At 41.2% G+C, this 21,557-nt stretch carries 8 protein-coding genes; all 8 read right to left on the bottom strand.

Annotated features, from left to right (window positions below):
- Positions 1-90: 90 nt before the first annotated feature.
- Positions 91-795: a hypothetical protein gene (locus EHO65_RS02575; protein WP_135772643.1), complete on the bottom strand. Its 705-nt coding sequence runs from the start codon at positions 793-795 to the stop codon at positions 91-93.
- Positions 796-808: 13 nt separating this feature from the next.
- On the bottom strand, positions 809-4,048 hold the full coding sequence (locus tag EHO65_RS02570; RefSeq protein ID WP_279632279.1) for a polymorphic toxin-type HINT domain-containing protein: 3,240 nt from the start codon (positions 4,046-4,048) through the stop codon (positions 809-811).
- 315 nt (positions 4,049-4,363) lie between these two features.
- On the bottom strand, positions 4,364-4,891 hold the full coding sequence (locus tag EHO65_RS02565; RefSeq protein ID WP_135772641.1) for a hypothetical protein: 528 nt from the start codon (positions 4,889-4,891) through the stop codon (positions 4,364-4,366).
- Positions 4,888-13,968, bottom strand: a complete 9,081-nt coding sequence (locus tag EHO65_RS02560; protein WP_135772640.1) for a TIGR04388 family protein — start codon at positions 13,966-13,968, stop codon at positions 4,888-4,890. Before EHO65_RS02560 ends, EHO65_RS02565 begins: the two co-directional genes overlap by 4 nt.
- Positions 13,969-14,095: 127 nt before the next feature.
- Positions 14,096-14,761, bottom strand: coding sequence for a hypothetical protein (locus EHO65_RS02555; protein WP_135772639.1), 666 nt, complete (start codon positions 14,759-14,761; stop codon positions 14,096-14,098).
- Between the two features lie 13 nt (positions 14,762-14,774).
- On the bottom strand, positions 14,775-15,356 hold the full coding sequence (locus tag EHO65_RS02550) for an Lcl C-terminal domain-containing protein (RefSeq protein WP_244243416.1): 582 nt from the start codon (positions 15,354-15,356) through the stop codon (positions 14,775-14,777).
- An 11-nt stretch (positions 15,357-15,367) separates the two neighbouring features.
- The gene (locus EHO65_RS02545; RefSeq protein WP_244243415.1) at positions 15,368-18,265 is read right to left on the bottom strand and encodes an Lcl domain-containing protein; all 2,898 of its coding nucleotides are present in this window, start codon (positions 18,263-18,265) and stop codon (positions 15,368-15,370) included.
- Positions 18,266-18,270: 5 nt separating this feature from the next.
- Positions 18,271-21,450, bottom strand: a complete 3,180-nt coding sequence (locus EHO65_RS02540) for an Lcl domain-containing protein (RefSeq protein WP_167481997.1) — start codon at positions 21,448-21,450, stop codon at positions 18,271-18,273.
- Positions 21,451-21,557 lie beyond the last annotated feature (107 nt).

Genomic DNA, 21,557 nt, shown 5'->3' with positions numbered 1-21,557 from the left:
TTCGAAGAACTCTTTTTACTCCTCTTCGCACCGCCGGTGCACAGAACCCTTTTACGAGAAAACCCAGCCGAGGCTGGGTTTCTACTTTCGTCATAACTTGCCTTCTGCTTCTAACTCTTTCGTTCGCTGTTTGATCTGTTCGATCTCATGCTCTGTTTCCGGGTCTACCTCACGAATCGGGCATTTGTGAACCCCATGGTCCTCAAAAGAACTTATGGAAAAACGACTCCAATCCCCATCCTTATATAATTCGCCTGTAAATACTAATGTATAAGCGGTCTCTGAAGTAAGTTTTCCCATTTCTCCTTGTTTTCTGAGATATACATTATATTTCAGAACCTTATCGAATGAACCATCTGGGAAAACATTATCTTTATACGCCTGAATAGGCTCGATCTCAAACGATACGATTTTATCTTTAAAAAGTAAGTGATAATCACACCACGTCTTGGCTGTTTTGAAACTCGCTACCCAAGCATGCAAAGCATCATATTTATCTGAAAATTTATACTGCGCTTGCATGGCTTTACCAAGATCTATACTACTGAGATAAACAAGGATGCTCCCATCTTTCTCATTTATTCCTTCGTTTTTCAATTCCAGAATACTCTTGAGAAGTTGCTCGCTCGCTACTTTCTTAGGGTCTACACCAATTGCTTTAAATTGCTTTTCTACTTTTTCATTACCTGGCAGATACACGATTCCTTCTGAAAACGTAATTTCTTTTTTGCAAGAAATTGCGCCGAGTAAAAGCAGAGGAAAAATTAAAAAAAAATGTTTCAAAGCGAATTTCATAAAAACAAATCTCTCACCTTGCTCCGGAAGGAGCCATCACTTTTTGGAAATACAATGGATTTATCAAGTAATGAATGATTATATTATTCTTATCTTTAACAGGAGTATAAAAGACTTTATTAACACCCTTGGGCGGTTCAGAGCCATACGAAATTACGGTTATGTGATCGTGGATTCCTGTTGCTCTTCCGGTACTCCCCATCACTCCAATTTTACCTCCCGGCTTAATCGGATCCCCATTTTTTATAGGGTTTCCATTTGCGTCCATAGGGGCTCTATCCATATGCTTGTAGTCAATCCGATACGTTCCAGCAAACTCTCCAACTAACGTCGATTCTGTTACCAAGCTATTTCCGGAACCTGCCTTAGTAATATCCACAAGCTCTGGCTTTTCTTGGATCTCTTTAGGAACTATAGCCATCTCTTCTGTTGATAACGGCACATAACTCGTCGCACTAGCAAGTTTCAATAGCTTTCCGTTTTTAGAAACTACTCCGATTGTCTTAGCGTGTGCAAACGGTTTAATATTCTTTAATTCAGTTTTACTTAGCCCAGTTCTGTACTCCGAGTCCATTTTATACAGATCTTCTTTTGAATATGAATTCCCATTCCTGTCATGGTAACCCGCTTTTTGTGTTCGTGCACCTTTAGAATCGTATTGAGCTTCTTGGTAACTGATCCCTTTTTCTACCATGTATTTGGGAAGTTCTTTGTTTACAGTGATAGAGAGACCTTTACCTGGTTCTTGAATGACCGTTCCCTCAATCACAGCATTCAACCGATCTCCTTGTTCTCCTGCATAGTCAGCTCCAATATGATCATGGCTTTCCTTTGCAGCATGAGCTACTTCAGTATATCCATAGCCTCCGCGTCCAAAGTTGGAAGTCATAAACACACTTTCCGCATCCGGGTTATCCCCTACTGGATTTTTCACAGTTTCAGTAATAGTTAACTTTCTCGTTGCTCCCTCATGAGTCAGAAATTCTTTCATCTGAGCAATTGCTTCTTCTCTCTCTTTACCGCCTTTGCGAAGCATTGCAGTCAGGACATCATCTTTAGCGAACTTTTTGGCTTCTTCAGAGCGATCTTTAAAATCTTGGATTTTTTGTTTTAATGCTTCCGCTTTCGCCGTATTACCTTCGGCCTTATATCTTACCTTCTGTTTCTCCAAAGAGTCGACGATCTTCTCTATCGCTTGTGGTAGCTTTCGATAATCATCCTTTTCTCGGACAAGGTAGACTTCCAATGTATCGGTTGGCTTCTGAACAGGTGCACCTGTAAGTATATCTTTATCTATTTTATCCAGTTCTTTACTCAACTTCGCGATCTCTTTCTTTAAGTCCTGGGATTGCTTGAGATCCTTATCATCATCCATCTGAGCAAGCTTTCTCTCCAAATCTTCTAGCTTTTGAGCCTTGCTATTTCTCGAATCCGCTAACTCTCCTCTATCCCTATTCAACATATTGTTGAGCGTTGTTTGGATATTTTCTTCGTCTTTCAAGCGAGAGGCGGCTTGGCTTTGATGAGTTTCATATTCTTTTTTAAGCCCGTCTAATTCGTTCTTTTCCGCTGTAGTCAGCTTACCCTTTTGTGATAGCTCGAACGCTTTATCGTATTTCTCTTTCGGGAATGGTAAGACTTTTTCATTAACCAAACCATTAATAGCTTCTTCCAAGTAAGCTACTTTAGCCTGCGCCGTTTTTAAACTCTTCTTTCTCTCATCAGATGGTTCGTAGATCTTTTCTGGATCTTTCTTTAAATGGTTATTTCTTTCTTCATTTAGTTTTGAGATCTCTTCTTTCTTGATATCTTCGATAGACTTCTTCCATTCATCGATAAGATTTTTGTTCTTTTGAGATAGTTTCTCCTGAGTTAATTCCAATTTGCGATTTAATTCTTCTCCACCTGGCCTTCCTTCCTTCGTCGGAAATGCTTCTTTTACAATCTTCTGATATGATTCGTTCTGTTTTTCAGAAATATCTCTCTTGGTAGCCTTTCTTACTTCTTCATTTACCTCAGCTTGCTTCCTTTCTAACGTTTTAGATGGACTACCAAATAAATCTGGGGAGCTTACACGTCTGAGATCCGCACCTGCCAACTTTTCTACAGGATCCACAATTGGTGTCTTTTTCTGTTCCCGATCAATTAGTTCCTTGGTCTTTTCGGCAAGTTTACGATTCGCATCATCAGCTTGTTTTCTCGCTGATAAAATTTTCCTATCTACGTCCTGAAGCTCTTTCTCTGCAAACTTCTTGAGAACTATTAACCCGTTGGCCTCATCCAGAGACAATGGTCTTCTCGAACCTACTTCCACAAGTTTCAAGATTCCTTTCATCTCTTCTTTCCAGCGAAGTAGATTTCCATGACCTACGATCGCATTGTTTCTATTGGTCTCCGCTTGCCTATATTCAAGAGAAGACAAGATCTTCATGGATTGAGTATTTTTTGGATCACTAAGCACTTTGTCAGCCCACCCGTCTAACTCAGGTTTGGCTTGCTCACGACTTGCTCTAACTGTAATGCCTTCTCCTGTAAAAGATGCACCCGCTCCCTTATTAGAGCCTTCTAAGAACACTCCGCCATTTCTCAGGAACTCGGCCTGACTTTTAGTTAAAGTAATAAAGCTTTGTCCTCCGATTGACTCAAAGCACTGATTATGTACTAAAACAGCATCCTTACTTACAAAATAAGTATGATTCTCTTCCACCTCAAGGTTATATACTTTCTCTTTCTTCTCGATAACCTCTACTTTCTGGATTCCTAATGTTCCTTTCTCTTCGCCATCCCAAGCTACTTGAGCACGATTCATCACCGCTGCAAGTGAGATGCTTGCCTTAGCAAACTGTCTATCTATGATCTTACGGATCTCTGCATTCTGGATACTTGCGAGTGTTATACTTCTGTCTTTTGTAGTTAAGCTTCCCGCTTTCACCCAAGAGCTGTTCCTTCCTGTATCTGCGTTGTTATTCTCGAAAGAAACTCTTCTATCTTTTCCGTTTGTTACTCTAAACGGATGTTCTCCTGTAGCTGTTACACTTGTCCCGTTCTCATATGTGACTTTGTAGACTTGTGATACTTCTCTCTGGTAAGTGCGTAATACTTTCTTATAAGTAACTTCCCCAGTCTCTTCATTTAGAGACTTTACATAATCTCCGATTTTAATCTCTGAGATGCGTTTCATCCCATCTTTTGTGGAGATTAATGTATCTCCCTCAAAGCAGACCGAGTATTTGAAATTCCCATCCTTGTCTATTGCTGCAATTCCATCGTCTGCTATCCCAAACGACTGTTTAACTGATCCTGCGAGCTTTTTAAAGAATCCTTCTGCTCCTTCCGAGGAGTCGTTTAATGTTAGTTTGGGCGACTCCTGACTTTGTCAGGACCGCGCTCTACGCTTCAATCAGCGAAGCACCATTACGGTTTTCTTATTTACAACCTTCATTCTTTACGACGGTGCATCGCAGGATTTACGCTGCGATCACTGTCGCGTTGTAAATCTGAACCTTGCCTAAAACGAAAAAACCCAGCCAAAGCTGGGTTTCTGATCAAATTTCCTGTTGCAAGCTCTTTACTTACCCTGTCCCCAGTTGTTCTCTGGGCCTGGGTCCGAAGGACGCTGGAGTTCTTCTCTCATAGAATCGGCACAGGAGTCTAATGTTGGATGATTAAAAAGTTTTGTCATTGTTGTATAGTTTTCAGTATCTTTTCTGTCTGGCTTATTTACTTTATAACTTAACATCAATGTAAGCTCAGGTGCATGTTTTCTTATGATGTAATCATAGAAATAAGCATTTTGCCCCTTAGTGTTAATTTTATATTTACCCTCCTCGACCTTACTCCATTGCAAAGATACATCGGTTATCTTTGTTAAATCGAGAAACCGAACGATCAATGTATCTGGCTTTTGAATTTCGATACAGACTGCATCATAAGAAGCGGGAGATTCTGCCGTGAACACTTGCCCAGCCATATTCGCATTGTAAACTCCATATACTCCTTCAATATCAAAGGATACTTCGGGCTCCTTTTCCTTTCCACATTCTTTACATGATGCTAAAAGTGTTAATAGTAGAACACAATAAATGATCTTTCTCATTTTTTCCCTTTACTTTGATTTGGTTTTATATACGTGATTCGACGAATTAATTTAAATTTGTCTGGATCTAAGATCTTATTGTGATAAGTATCGTTGCTATTGTGATCCATCATGATAAAATCATTATCTTTATCACTCCAGGCAACCACAAAATAATGTTGGCCAGTTCTGTCTGTATTTAGGTCAGTACCGTAGCCCTGATAATCAGTCTTATCAATCCAAACCTTAAACGATTTAACTCCTTCGGCTTTCAAACGATCTATCACCTTATCATAATCCATAGATCGTTTCAGCTCTCCGGTAAGATCAGCATCTTTACCTTCGTCCGGAATCCGCACTGATTCATATCCACCAAACAATCCATCATCACCATCTTCCTGGGCTCCCACGAATACCCCATAACCCCCAGCCTGAGTTCCACCTTTTTTCAGGTTTCCTTTTCTTACCTGATCTCTATACCATTCACCGAATGATTCTTTTACCAACCCGTTTGACTGTAAAAGCTTGTAATCCGCGAGACCATAGCAAATTCCGCTGGTGACTCCTGCTGTCACTTGCTGGACATTCTTATCGTCAGACATCAACCAATCTTTCGATTCTTCAAATATCGCCTTTTTGCCTTCGAAGTAATTCACTAACTTCTTAGTCTTGTCTAGTTCTTTTTGTGCATTAGAGACGGAATCTTGATTCTGTTTCAAGATACCCTCTTTAATTTTTAAAGTAGATTGCTTTTGTGAAAGCTCATTCGGATCTGATTTCTTATCTCTCTTCAGTGACGATATCTGTTCCTTAAGCTTGGATATATCCGTTTTCAAACCCTTATTAGCAGTTTCTACTGCATTAATCGACTTTGTAAGAGTATCTTTATTCTGAGTGGCAGCATCTAACTCTTCTTGATAATAATACTTCGTTTCCTTATTGAATCTGAATAGATCTACATCATCATGGAGTTGCTCCGCTACTCCTCCCTTACCACTACTCATATCCGTATATTTTGTATGGCTCTGGTTCGACTTGTTATAATCCAGTATCTCAGATACGGAATCAAATCCGATGTATTCTGGCTCTTGCTTCGGTGTTACTATCCGGAAATTGCCTTTCTCATCAAATTCGAATTTGGTATTCTCCTTCTGTTCGCGAACTCTTCTTTCATCCAAAGCAGTTCTGATCTGATTCTTTGTCTTTTTCCAAGTTCGGCTTATCTCTTTGCTGAGATTTCCTCTGTTCGGGAAGCTATCATCGGTCGGACCACCTGCTGCTGCCTGCAATAGGTTTGAGGCCTTCTCACCAGCTTCATTAGAATCTTTTGCACCACTTGCAATTTTACGTAAATTATCTGTCAGATCCTTTTGGTTTACCTCGGAAAGATCTTCTGCAAGCTTGTTGTCTCTTACATAAGCCCGAATACGCTTCTCACGAATCTCTTCCGTTATCTTCTGTCTATCTTTACCTGCAACAACTTGGAGCTTTCTTTTTAGATCAGCTACTTCATTATTTTCGTTTTCATTCAGGTGTTTATCTGAATTCAATTCCTCATTAAGTCTTGCAAGTTCCTCTTTAGTAGGTCGTTTCTCTTCTGCTTTCTTGACAGCCGCTACTTTCTCGGTTTTATCCTTTCCTGAAGTATCTACTACTTTTCCACTTGGCTCAAATACAGTTATCTTACTCTCTTCAGGACCATACCCAAGTAAAGAGTTCCAACTTAACTTCTGCTCTACTTGGTTCTTATTATTTATTCGAATCTCTTCTTTAACACCCTTATCGTATTCTCTCTCGTATACTGCTTCGCCGGTCTTATCGTCTATTCTTCGCTTATAACGATTATTATTTAAAACGATTTCCCGTGTAGATTCATCCTCACCCTTGCGAATCTTATCTGCTTCCTTAGAAGCGACTTGTTTGCCTTTCGCAGTAACTTGTAATGCCTTATCTTCAACGGCTCCGTCTGGCTTAAGTTTTACATTCGTATTCGGGACTTGTTTATTTGGATCATCGAATATATTGGCAACTCCGATATCCTTAAACTTAATATCTTTCCCTGCAAGTTTATCAATCGGATTAGCAGAAGCTATTCTTCTATCTTCTCTATCTGATAGTTCTTTCGCTTTTTCTGCTACTTTACGATTCGCCTCATCAAATTGTTTGCGAGCATCTATTAACTTCTTATCTGTTTCTCGGATCTCTTTCTCTGCGAATTTCTTTAGAGTGATATAATCATTGGCTTCATCTAACGATTGAGGGCGTCTGGAACCCAATTCTACGAGCTTCAAGATCCCTTTCATTTCTTCTTTCCAACGAAGTAGGTTTCCGTGTCTGGTTACTGTATTATTTCTTTGGTTTTCTGCCTCTTTATATTCTGGCGACGAAACGATCTTCATATATTTAGAGTTGTTCGCATTCTTTAAGGTATCATTTGCCCAACCATCCAGTTCAGGTGTTGGTTTATTACGGTTTGCAGCTACACGTATCTCAGGCAGTGTTGAACCGGAAGATAAACCTTTTCCGTTCGTCCCATTTTCCCAAATTCCGGTATTTACAAAGAGTCTTTCCTTATCCCCTAAGTTCCATTGGCCGGTAAGAGCATCCTTAAAGCACTGGTTATGTACTAAAACAGCATCCTTACTTACAAAATAAGTATGATTCTCTTCTACTTCCAGGTTATATACTTTCTCTTTTTTCTCGATAACTTCTACTTTCCGGATTCCTAATGTTCCTTTCTCTACGTCATCCCATGCAGCTTGAGAGCGATTTACAACCGCTGCCAGTGAAATCCCAGCTTGCATAAATTGTCTATTAGATGAGTTTTTACGTTCCGCATTCTGGATGCTTGCAAGCGTTACACTTCTATCTTTTGTAGTTAAGCTTCCCGCTTTCACCCAAGAGCTGTTCCTTCCTGTATCTATGTCGCTATTCTCGAAAGAAACTCTTCTATCTTCACCGTTTATTACTCTAAACGGATGTTCTCCTGTAGCTGTTACACTCGTTCCGTTTTCGTATGTAACTTTGTAAACCTGAGATACTTCTCTCTGGTAAGTGCGTAATACTTTCTTATAAGTAACTTCCCCAGTCTCTTCGTTTAAAGATTTTACGTAGTCTCCGATCTTGATCTCGGAGATGCGTTTCATCCCATCTCTTGTGGAGATTAATGTATCTCCTTCAAAGCAGACTGAGTATTTGAAATTCCCATCCTTGTCTATTGCTGCAATTCCATCGTCTGCTATTCCAAACGATTGTTTCACCGAGCCTGCGAGCTTTTTAAAGAATCCTTCTGCTCCGTCGGAGGAATCGTTCGTTGCTTTGAATTTATAGCCCATCTCCGTCGCAACTCCATCCATCGTCTGGACAAGTTTTGCAAGGTCATCTTTACCGATTGTATGGCTATAATCTGCGAACTTCTCTCTGAGTGCTCCCGGATCTTTGGCTATTAAATCATCATATTGTTGTTGGGAAAGTTTTCCATCTTTGACAAGTGTCCTACCTTCTACTTCTGCTATCTTGCGGCTTGACTCTTGTTCATTGTTCGCCGCGTTATCCGCTGCCCAACCCTGGTTGAATTCATATTGGAAGTTTTGGTTGAGTGCTAATTTGCCCCATTGGCGAGTTTCTGTGTTATATGCAATTGAGCCTATAGTTGCTCCTATAATTTGTCCTGAAACTCCGACGCTTCCGTCGTTAGAGAAGGTGATACTTCCGCCTGTTCCCTTTAAGAGTGGCGATACGTTTTCATGCCCACCGTAGTTATATCCTACTCCGGCACTTGCTTGACCTGTCTTACTCGCTGACATGCTGAGGGTCAGACTTTGTTTATCCGCAACTTTTATATTATATTGTCCGCTAGCAGTGTAATTTCCATCTGAAGTATTATAACTTAAGCCTACGCCCAAATTATTGCTAAATCCGACATTTGCATCGATTGATAAGCCACTTCCTGGATTAAAAGATAAGCCGATCCCTCCACTGTTCGCTCCGATCACTCCTGCTAAATCTTTTACAACGCCTCCATTATACGTTACGCCGCCTCCCCAGCCTCCTTTTACTTCTTGTTGGCCGGTTAATAGATTTGCATTCTGATGTTTGGTCCAACTCACATAGCCTGTAAGTGGAGTTTTAGTTCCTACAGTAAGGGCAGAAATCGCTGCATTTAATATACCCGCTACAGCTCCATTATCTCCACCGGTTTGGAAACCTAATATACCTTGAGCAACTGCACTCGTTGCTGCTACCATTATCTGAGCTCCCGTTATAGAGACATTCATTCCGGCTACTGCTGTAGTATACGTCCCAGCAGCGTATGTTGCGACTGCTGTACCCTCAAGTCCTATAGCGGCAAATAACTCTCCTGCTGCTTTTGCTCCTGCTGGCCCGGCAAAATAAGCAAGAGCCGCTGCTGCTGCAACTTGTCCGATTAGCTGTGCATCCTGTAATCTTTGTTCTCTTGCTGCCTTATGTGCTTCTCTTGTATCTATTTGATGTTTTAGTAATAGTCCAATAGAGTGTCCGTCTAGTCCAGCGAACTGAGGAGACAATTGATCACCGATCCAATCGAATAATTTATCTCTCAGATCCGTTTGGACAGAAGCCTTATTGATTGCTCCCGTTTGCATCCGAGCCTTGATGTCCGCACCGGATATATCATTCGACCAGTCTTTCGATTGTTTGTATACGCTGTCCGTAAACTCTTCGCTACTCAGTCCCCAATCTCTACCTACGTCTGCTACTGCTGTTGTGAGTCCTCTGATTCCTTTGCCGATTAGAGAGGTTATCCCTCCGCTGAACAATCTATCGTCCACCCAAGTGACAACAAATCCATTCCTTGCATGTAGATCGTTCTCTGCTTGCTCTCTGGCTACATAGTTACCATACAGATCTGCCCACATGTTCTTCTCTGCATCGCTCCAACCTTGGGAGTCTCCGTAGAGTTTGATCATCTCTCTCGCGATTTGTGGTTGGTCGTTTTTCCATTGATGGATCGCATCTTTAATATCTTTTAGTTTGATATCGTTAATCGCATAGCGCAGATCTTTGTTAAAATTTCTTTCTGCACTTTCCCCCACGATGCCTAGATCACCACCTAGATGAGCTAGTCCAGAAAGGATCCCTCCTGCGCCCTCTGTAACCCAGCCGTCCACATAACTGCCAAGCAACTTATTCAAACCGTTTAATGAATTTAGAGAGAATGCAGCACCATCAATTCCCAATGCATGCTTCGCATCCTTCATCTTCATGTAATCTGCAACGAACTGGCCTGCCATCGCAGTTTGGTTTGCATCCCATCCGTGTTCTTGTCCGTATTTTTGGATCCCGAAACTAGCTACATTGTATTTGAAATTATGCCAAGCATCGAGTGCTTTCAAATTATCCGCGTTATGAGTTTTATCCGCTAGGGTTACGGCTTCAAATCCCCAACCAATCGGATTACTATACTTAATATAATCTCCGATCACGCCCATATTATCGACCAAGTCTTCATACTTATGCAGAAGCCAACCATGCCCGCCATACTGAGTGTTCATCTCATGTCTTGCTTGGTGGGCCGCTTGGTTTGTCATATACATACCGGCAACGAATGATGCCGTTTGTGGATCCAGATCGAATACTTTTACTAAAGCAGAAGCATACACGTCTTGAACCGCTTGGTTTACTTGGCCTGCCACCCATTCCCCTGTGCCCACTCCTCCAAGTAGTACACTTTTTACATAGTCTACGACCATATTGGCGACCTTGACCTGGCTCATAGCAGAATTAGAAGCCATATTAGAAAGTGAACTATTACGTAAATTGAATGCACTAACTTCTGAGAATAGATTAACGGAAGTTTTAGAATTGGATAAATAGCTATTTATATTTCCAAAGCTAGAACTGATATAATCTCCTACACCGTTATTTTCTGCATCGAATACATTTCCTAAACTGGAAATCCCTCTTCCCATCAGAGCACGTTTAGGTGCATTGACTGTAACGACTTTATTCTCTGTATCGAATACATAGTCGTTATAATTGGTGGCATCTCCTCCTGCTCTTAAATGGTTTTTGCCTGTATATGCCTTTGTAGTAGCAGAGATTGATCCGTCTGCGTTTACCGTTACCTCGCTATACTTATTCTCTACAAACTTGGAACAAGCATCATTGCTTAGATCATCCCCACATTTTTCCTGGAGCCAATCACTAACAGTTTTATAAACTAAATTTCCTTCTCCATCCTTCTTTTGGTTCCCGTGATCATCTAACATCGCAATCCTTTGCCCATGATCTAATACGTAAGATTCCCCTTTGACCTCTTTTGTCTGGATATGATACGCTTCTAATAAATTTCCAACTCCGTTCTGTTTGAACGTCTTTTCATTTCTCATAGAATCAGCAATGCCTATCATATAATTCGCAGTGCTATCCATTACGCTATTATTCGTAGCGGAAAGAAGAGAAAGATTAGAAGCTCCAGCGACTAAATTCGAAAAGCTATTTGCAAAATTGCTGAGTAAGGTTGAGTCCGGAACACCACTCGAAGATTTATCATTTAATCCTTTGGATAAGTTCGCAAGGCTCTCCGTATACGATGCCAAATCCGCGGAAGCCTCCGAGTTGGCATTCAAACCGCCTTTACCCTGGTTCAAACCTGCCATGATCTGAGCATACAACGTATCGTAATTGCTTTGGCCTTTCGCATCCCTGAGAGCGTTCTCTGCAGCGTTAAACGCTTTTTCTGCAGAGTTCTGGACAGCGTTCATAGAAGCCATCCAAGCAGATTCTTGTGATTGTAGATCGCTCACACCTTGGCTGTAAGTGGATTGAGCTTCTGCGATTGCTGCTGCTTTTTCAATCTGCCAATTATCATACTGAGCCTGGTAGTTCGCGACCTGAGCCACCCAATTCGTGATAGAAGGCATAACGTTCTGGGTCCAATCGTATTGGAAAGATTGCAATTGCAAAACCAGATCTTGGTAAGTGGTTACGTTTGCACTTGAGTTATTATTCTGAGTATTGAGAGTCAAATCGATCCATAGATGATCCTGGATTTGTTCTACACCTAATACTCCTCCTACAGGAACACCTCCCCACCAAAGGAACACGTCTGCATGGTATTTGGCAAAATCCGCTCTTGCTTCCGAATAGCTCTGATTCGTATCATAAATCCAAGAGCAACCTCCCCAATAATGACAATAATCGTTCGACCAGTCCCCAGCCCAACCATCGAAAGTATAATTCTCATCGTTAAATGCGACCAAGTCTGCATCCGCAATGCTCGAGATGGTAGTGCCTGGATTTAGCCCAAGCATCGCAAAAAAACCACTGTCCTTTCCGGTAAGCAAACTGTCTGAATAAGCAGACATGATCCAATTGACTAGGTCGATTTGAGAAACGCTTCCGTCGATATAGTTTGCGATCATTTTCGAAAGACCGGCCATACCAGTCGTATTAGCTGAGTCATTATAATCGGCCATACTGACTGCAATTGAGGAGCCGGCCGTAGGAGTTGCAAAATTGCCACAATCCGCACTATAAAAAGCGGTAACACCCAAACAACGATCCTGGTATTCACTTGATCCGGCATGGATCTGCCCACTTCCATTCCCTCCATTGATCAAATTTTGTAGACCGGTCTGAACCACGCCTAACTCGTTATTTAAGAAATTCATCATCTGATTGGATGCATATAACAAAGTAGCATCCATTGTCTGTACCTTGCAAGAATGACCGCTTGCACAAACCACACAAGATGTATCTCCTACATTACAGGTGGTAGCAAAATAAGTTCCAGTAAGAGAACTGCCACTTGTATTCACAACAGCACTATAACAAGTCGAAGTATTACTGCAAGTCCCTGTGGTAAAACTACTCGTGCTGGAATCATACCAGCCCTTAACGCAAGTATCTCCGTTCAGACAGCCAATATTATAATTGAGCATTGTCCCGCTTGTGGAATCAAAGATCGCAGGCATAGTATAACCTGTCTGTAATGCACCTATTACATTATTGATCGCAGTTTGGAAAGCCTTACCATCCGCATTCAAACCAGTACGGATAGAAATGTTTTCTTTTTCTTCTCCGTCGCAAGTGTGACCTGTTGGGCAACTTGCTTCTAAATACTTTTTGTCTGTCGTATCATATAGAACGCTAACGCAAGATTGGCCTAGAGGGCAAGCACCCTGGCTGAAAAACTGTCCCGTTGCCTTATCGTATTCATATGTATTACAAACATGGCCCGAGGCGCAGGCTGCGATCACATAGGAATTCACATCATTATCATAGACTACATTGATCGAATTCCAAAATAGATCGTTATCGTTCAGATAAGTCTGGTAACCATCCAAACTAGATTGGATCTGATCTTTTACATTCGCTTCTGTTTGTTGCACCATAGCCAAGTAAGCTTGGTATTGACTCTCGGTTTGGTTGATCTGGTTTAAAATATTCTGATAACTTTGCGTAAGGTTTTGAAGTGCTTGTTGGTACGTCCAAAGACCGTTTTGGATATTATAATTGAATTGGTTCCACCATTGTGTTTCCATATTCTCCAAATTTTGTTGAGCACCGTTTAGAGAAGCCTGGTTATTCGAACCTCCTTGATTCAAATCCATACCTTGTCCGTTTACAAACTGTTCCCATTGGGTGGAAAAAGAATCCATCGCTGCTTGGGTAGAAGCACTATTTTCCCCGAATACATCTCCTAAATACTTACTTCTTTCTTGAGTGATCTCTAACTCTGCAGCCTGCTGCCATTCTAAAAGAAGTTCATTCGCTTGCCCTTGGAGAGAATCATACACATAACTTTGGTAATCTGCGACAGTTGCGTAATGATCGCTTGTATCGATCGAATTCACCATCTGAGTGATCTGCATCTGTAGTTGGATTTCCCATTGGGACTGCAAAACACCCAAACTCTGGAAAACAAAAGCATCCCAATTGCTTATGGACTGCATCTTATCCGCCAAAACAAAAGTTTGGTCCAGAGAAGTTCCGTTAAAGACTGGAGCGTTTAAAGTAGGAACAGTAACGCTTTGAGGAAAGGAGCGATCCAGACCTATAAAAAGAAGAAAAAGTAGAAGAATATATTTAGTTTTTTGAATATATCTACTCATAACGATTGAACTCCGGCAAAAAGGGTGAGAAAGAAAAATGAGAACTGGGATCCGGAAGACGCAGTAGGAAAACCGTTTCGGCTTAGCGACTTCGCATGAGAAGAAGTGAGTAAGTAAGAATACGACATTAAGCGATTTCCTCCGGATCTGAATGATGTAAACGTGCAAGATAGCGGGATAATTTTTTATTTTTGGTTAACGCGATCTGAGAATATTTCGGATAGCAAAATCCGATCTGATCCTCAAAGCCTAAGAAAGTATGAGAAAAGCAGGATAGTCCGAATCGATTTTGCTCTCTATTTGAAAATGAAAAATTAAAGCTGATTTTTGAGAGCAGTCTCCAGGTCGGAAAATTCGCCACAGGCTCATCTTTTCTTTTTTCAGAATAATCCTGGCTCTTGGATCGATTACCATCGGCGTAAGAAGTAGATACGGCAAAATAAAATTCATGTATCTGAGATAGATTATAGAAATACTGGATACGATCCAAATAGACTTCCAACTCGAAGTCTTCCTTCTCCAAAGGTTCAAATCCTAGACTAAAAAGATCGTTAGGAACATTCGAATAGGAAACCGACTCCGAAGAACTAGCTGGACTAAATTCCGAACCGATATGGAAATTTTCTGTAGTTTCCCAAGAAGCAACAGAAGTGAAGGACGATCCCATTTCGGGTTTTTTCTTAAAACGATTCTCTAAAATAAAAACTGCAAAAACGAAAACAAATAACACGAATACATAATGGATTCTACAGACGGAATTGATTGCCCTATGTGTATTTATCGATCTTATCATCTACAATAATCTCCTACTGAGTCACGCATCTCACGTAATAAGCGGAGACCTTCTGAGCATTATAATACGAATAACCGTAGTAAAAATTAACAGTCCAGGCCGCGGAAAGCTGGTTATAAGAGGTGGTAGAAGACCAGAAAAAATCCGGGCTCCCCGTTCCAATGACGAAAGAACTTGTATCTAAGGAAGGATTATAAACGGATCGATCCACAATGCTTAATAATTCTCGAATATTAGGAAGTCTCCATGTTTTACCCGCAAAACTGCCCGTCAAAGCAGGAGGTTTTACTGTACCGGTCCCATTGCAATAGGCCAACGCCTCCTTCCAAGTAAAGGTAGAAGGAGCACCGTTAGTATCGCTTCCGCTTATATTTCCAGCACCGCAAGTAGAAACAGGAGGAGTGCTTGCATCTTTCGAGCCCACTCCCGCCGTACATTTCTGCCAGATCAAATTCGTAATTTTATCGGTGAGCGTACCATCTCCGTTATCCGTAAATCTAGAAGGAGCAGCTCCTAAATCGGAGGAGAAAGAAATGAGAACGAATAAAAATAATACCAAATAACGTCTCAACATACTCTCAACCAATGTCCCCATACCGAAAAGCCTCAATTTCCGCTCACACACCTTACTTTTCTCGGAGTAGAACCTACGGCATCAAAATAGATACTACCGTTTGCAAAAGTTGCGTACCAACCGCTGGATAAATTCGGCGCAAAGAATGTGGAAGACCAAAACTCCATAGTGGAACTGTCAGAATCAGGGAATTGGGTAGAATTCAATCCGGAATAAGTGTAGGAGATCAAGTATTCCAATTCGTTGATTGTAGGTAATCTCCAATTCGTCAAACCTGCGTAACCTTTAAACGCTCCACTTCCATCCGGATTCATTGTATTCAGTGAAGAACAGGCAGACCATGCATTTGCAAAACTGAATTTACCTTGGATGCCAGCTTTCCAAACGAGAGAATATACAAAATCCTTGATCACTACATCGCTCGGATAAGAACTCGAAAGAGCAAACGGAGTAGAAGAAAGATTTAATGTAGTTCCATAACCAAAATATGCATCCTGCCCCTTTGTAGGAACCGAAGTCCCTCCTGAACCTACAGTCGTATTTACCCCGGAACAAGAACTATATACCGCATTACCAGAAACATTATAACAAGTGGTTTGTGCCGTTTTTAAGATAGGATAGTTCAAACTTGTTCCTGCGGCAATTGCAGCAGAGATCGCCGCCGCCTTCGAAGTAGTAGTTAAGAATACTCCTCTTAAATCCCCGCTAGGATCATTTCCTTGAACAAAATTCCCATTTAGATCCTGAAGACTGGATTGGCTGATCGTCCATCTTAAATATGCATTTTCCGGGAAATTCACCCAATTGAACAGAACAGTTAAAACATTATGCGAAGCTGTATCCCAAGAATAGGACCAAGCTCCCGTAATATCTACTGCCACCCAAGTCGACCCGTTAAAATATTCCACCGTTAGAATAGGAACTACGTTATTCGACATAGGCTCGCTAAAAGAGATCTGCAACTTAGAAGGATTCGGATTCACTGCCTGCGCGTTAACTGCAGGACTGATCGTACTGGACTGTGGATCCTGAAGATCTTTCCAAACAATCAACTCAGAACTACCGTATTGAGGACCATAACCCGCTGCCGCATTATTCACACAGATTAAAAGAGTATTCTTGCCTAAGGAGAAATTTAAAGGATCAACACTACTAATAACAGGAACCGTAGCAGGATCGCTTACTGAGAAGGAACCGCTTGCATTGGTATTCGCACCGATCAAAGAAGTCCCGTTACTACAGAAACAATCTCCTGCAGTCGAATAAAAAACGCCTGAAGTATCTTTATAATAGTTTTCTGGGCAATTATTTGTATCATTCGCCAAACAAACTGTGCAGGCATTACTTTTCTTTAGGAACAGTGAATATCCTGCCTTATTACCCGTAGCCGACCACGAAACCTGAGGACTGGAACTATTATCTATAATTAAATTATTATAAACTAAAGCAGGAGTAGTCGAGGTAACGGAAACTGTCGCTGTACTTGTATTTACCGAGTATGCCGCAGAAGTAATAGAACTTAAGTTGCCTGCCTTATCCCTACCTACATATTTAACCGTAAAATTATCCCCATTATTCAAAGGGATTCCGCTAGAATAAGAGATACCGTTTGTAATCGTCCCAGTAATGCCAGATACTACCGGACTGGAGTTATCTAAGGTATAAACAACGCCGGCACAATCCGTACTAGCTAGATCAGCGCAACCTAAAGTAATACTTTGGGTCTTACCATAATTACCTGCCCCAGGAGAAGGAGTGACTATTGGAGGAGTATCATCTCGGACCACCGAAAAACTCGTCTGACCGGTAAAGCCTGCAGTTACGCAAACATAGATAGTATTCGAACCAATCGAAAGAGAACTCGCATTAATAGTTAAAGAATTCGTAATATTTGCACTTACTGTGCCTGACGAAAGAATAGAGCCGTCGCCACAACCTGTTCCACCTCTGCGAATGGAAAAATTACCGGCTTGATTGGAAGTCCACTCGTAGGTTAATGATGAGATGGCTCCTGTTTGTCCGCTCAAATAATTATTCGCGGGACTAGTGGTCATACTAACGTTCGGAAGATTAAAATTAACCGTATAAGTAGCGGATTGTTCTCCCTCAAGATTTCCCGCCAAATCCCTACAACGGAATTTTACCGTGTATGTACCTTCTCCGAATCCACCTACAGTAAAAGAAGTTTTAGGCGGATTGACTACCGTTCCATTTGGAGAAAAATCCGGCGAAGAATTATCCAAAGTATAAACAATATTACCTGGGGCTAGGTTATCACTACATGTAATAACAACTTTTTGGGCTCCACCATAAATTCCTGGACTAGGAGTAATTGAGGAAATAGGAGCCATTGCATCGCCCGCAATTTGTGCCAGAATCGGATTATCTATTACTCCATCTCCATTCTCGTCGTATCCCAACCCAGGATAGATCGTGACCTGATTCCCGGAACAATTAAGCCCGGTACTTAAAGTGATACTTCCGTCAGCATGAGCACAAAGATAATAATCGATTGTCCCGTTTCCGTTTGTATCTACCGCATACGGATTCCCATCAGCATCATTAATAATGATTAGTTGAGGAACTCCGTTGCCAGTAATAGAAATTCCTTGAGTCGAACCGTTACCACTTGGGTCCACTACAACCCCATTCGTACTACCTCCATTACCGTTCAGATCTACTCCTTGCCCCGGAGAAAGAACGATACCTGGATTACTAGGAGGATTTGAAGAATTATTAGGGCCAGGCATTCCCAAAAACATTCTTAATGCATTGAATAAAGCCATCCTGGAAATTCCTGGATCTATTCCACAATTTGTATAAAAAACGAATAGAAGTAACAGAGGTGCAAATCCGAATCCACGTAACGCCCCTTTTCCGGAAAACAAACCGGCGAACAAATTCTTGAAATTTCTATATAATAAAAACATAAATATCATGGCCCCGTAGCGACACATCTAACATAGCCTAAAACGCTTGTCTTAGCAGAGAATGGAGTCGTATTTCCATTTTGGAAAAAGACCGTCCAAGCATTCCCAGGAGAAGGGGCGTAAGACGTGGAAGTCCAATAATAAGAATTTTTAGTATTTGGAAATAAGCTCTGATCGATGGCATAGGCTCCGCTAAAAGATCGATCCACCAAACTGTTCAATTCAGTTATATTCGGCAATCTCCAGGAACGACTAGCTAAAGTTAAATTGGCGCAATAGTTCATCGCATTGTCCCAATTATATTTAACTGCGGAGCCTGTATCACAAGCGGAAGAAGAACTAGAAAGACCGGCACTACATTGCTGCCAAACTAAGCCTGAAGAAACGTCTCGAACAGTTCCGTTCCCTAATGAAGAAATGGAACGAGAAAGACTAGGAGAACCGGAAACACAACGAACCTTGTACGAATTTCCCCGAACAAAAGAATCTGAGGATCCGTAATTGAAATTCACTCCCCAATCGTAATACTGATTGGACATCCTTAAGGTAGAAGACCAGAAATAATCCGATAAACTATTCGGAAAAGCAGAAGAGACAATACTTGGGAACCCCGAAGAAGAGCCGTAAGAAACCAAGGTTTCCAATTCCTTTTGATTCGGTAATCTCCAATTCGTAATTCCTGCAAAACCTGCGTTACTATGAAGAGAGTTTAGATAGGAGCATGCGTTTACAGCAGAAATATGATTCAAACTGTTGGAATTCTGAAAATCATAAAAGGCCCAAGAGCATAATGGCTTATTGGAATTATTTGAATCGGTTCCGTAGCAACTAGACAATTCGGTAGTCACTTCCGAACTAGCGATCTCTACACAACTTGTATTATTCGAACCGTCTAGAGAAGACTTATAACCCTCCGGACAAGTTCTCCAAGTAAGTCCTGTAGTGGAATCAACAGTGATCGCATCTGCGATATAACCTGAATTATAATTAATAGAATAACTTCGAGTCGCTCCGTATTGAGTAAGACCGTCTTGGTAAGTACTAACGCAAGGATTCAAATTTCCATTACTATCCCAACAACTGGTCTGTCCCGTTTTCAAAGGAGAGAAAAATTGAGTTCCTAGCCCGGTAGAGAATGTCTTTTGAACATCAACAGCTAAAGGATTTCCAGAAATATCTTGAACACTAGATTTGGAAAGAGTCCAAGTCAGTTTTGAATTCTCCGGGAATTGGATCCAAGAAAGATCGATTTGCAAATTGTTAGAATCCGTCCAAGTAAACTTGGCTTTGAAATCCAAACAATCCCAGTTTGCACCATCATAAACATAAAGGCTCAATGTCGGTGACGTAGGAGCCGGATAACAAGGATTAGAATATGTAGAACCTGTCGCAGTAGCAGAATAACTAGTATTCATACTTTTGCTGAATTGGATCGAGATCCTTGCGGTAGACGGAGAATAATTCGTGCTCAAATTAGCAGGAGTAACTGAACTTACAGTAGGCAAAACACTATCTTTTGTAACGGAAAAGGACGTGCTTCCATACTGAGGTTCTATTACCGCATTTGCAACGCAGATCCAAATAGTATTTGCTCCATCTGATAAATAAGAATTTAAGATCGTACTAGTTACAGAATTCCCTGCAGTCACAGTTCCCGCACTATTCGTTCCACCCACAGAAGTTCCGCTCGTACAATTTAATCCTTTTTTAATGGAATAAATTCCATCTTGGTCTGAAACCCAAGTAACACTTTGGTTCGCGCTGGAATTCACGGATAAACTCGCTGGGCTAAAACTATTTGTAGTAACATTAGCCACACTAGTATTGATATAATAATTCGCGGTCTGCAAAGTTGATAAATTTCCCGCTCCGTCGGAAGCTATAAACTTCAAAGCAACCGCAGTATCCGTAGGAATAGAGATCGAACTGCTATAAGCGGTTCCACTAGTTACAGTGCCATTCGAAACATCAATCACAGGATCTGCTGCATTAATAGAATAAGCGATCAAACATTGGCTTGCCGAATTTTCCGTGCAAGATAAACTAACGTTTTGATTTGCACCATAACTTCCTCCACCGGGAGAAGCGGATGTCGAAGGAGAAGTATCATCTCGAGTAATCGAAATGGATTTGAAACCGGTATATGCGGCGACTAAACAAACATAGAATGAGTTAGAACCTAAATTCAAAGTATTTGCATTAACGGAAAAAGTTTTGTTTACTCCCGCTAAAACGGAACCGTTTTCCACAATTGTCCCACTAGAACAATTACTTGCATTTTTGCGAATCGTATAATTTCCCGATTGGTTAGAAGACCAGGTGAAAGTACTAGAAGAGATTGCGTTCGATTTTGTACTTATATAGTAAGTATTCGGAGAAGAGATCGTAACGTCTGGGACAGAATGATTGATTATATAATTTACAGTCTGTATACTTTCCTCTAAGCCTGCCAGGTCCCTACATTTAAATTTCACGGTATAAGTGCCGTCTCCTCCTGAACCCAAAAGAAAACTTCGTCTAGAAGGATTAGATACAGTGCCTTCCACAGGAAAAAGACTCGGAGTATTTCCATTCAGAGTATAAACAATATTACCAGGGGCCACGTTATCGCTGCAAGCAATCGTCACACTCAAGGCTGAACCGTAAGTAGATGGACTAGGAGAAATTGTAGAAGCAGGTGGAATAGAATCCGAACTTACACTAGCTAAAATAGAATTATCCGCAATTCCATCCCCATTCGTATCGTACCCTTGCCCCGGAATGACTTTTACGGAATTGCCACCACAGTTTATCGCTGTCATAAGTTCATAGGAACCGTTCGCACGATAACACAAATAATAATCCGGAACTCCATCCCCATTCACATCCACCGAATTCGGAACTCCATCACTACCGAATATAAAGAAAATATCCGGAAAATTCGAACCCGAGGTAGAAATACCTAGTGTGGAATTACTGCCATCGACTGAAACAACAGAGCCTGTTTGGCCCCCCAAAGACCCGTTAAGGCTTACAGAATCGCCAGGATCAAAAGGATTGGTAACAGGACGATAAATCCCTGAAGAATTTACGTTACCTACAAATAAACCTAAAATGCTCCAATCAGTACCCTTTCTTTCACATCCGATAGAAAGAAGAATACAGATCGTAAGTAAAACATGACGCATAACGAGTGCGGAGCTCATGCCTTCTCTATCCATTTTAGAAAGATTCGAGTCACTATGTCATTGACCATGGAAATTGTGGCAACACTAGTCAAGAATGTTTTCGAAAAAGGCCAAAGTAATGATAT

Origin of the sequence: Leptospira andrefontaineae, assembly GCF_004770105.1 — a bacterium.
Taxonomy (GTDB): Bacteria; Spirochaetota; Leptospiria; order Leptospirales; family Leptospiraceae; genus Leptospira_B; species Leptospira_B andrefontaineae.
This window is presented reverse-complemented; position numbering and strand designations above follow the sequence as displayed.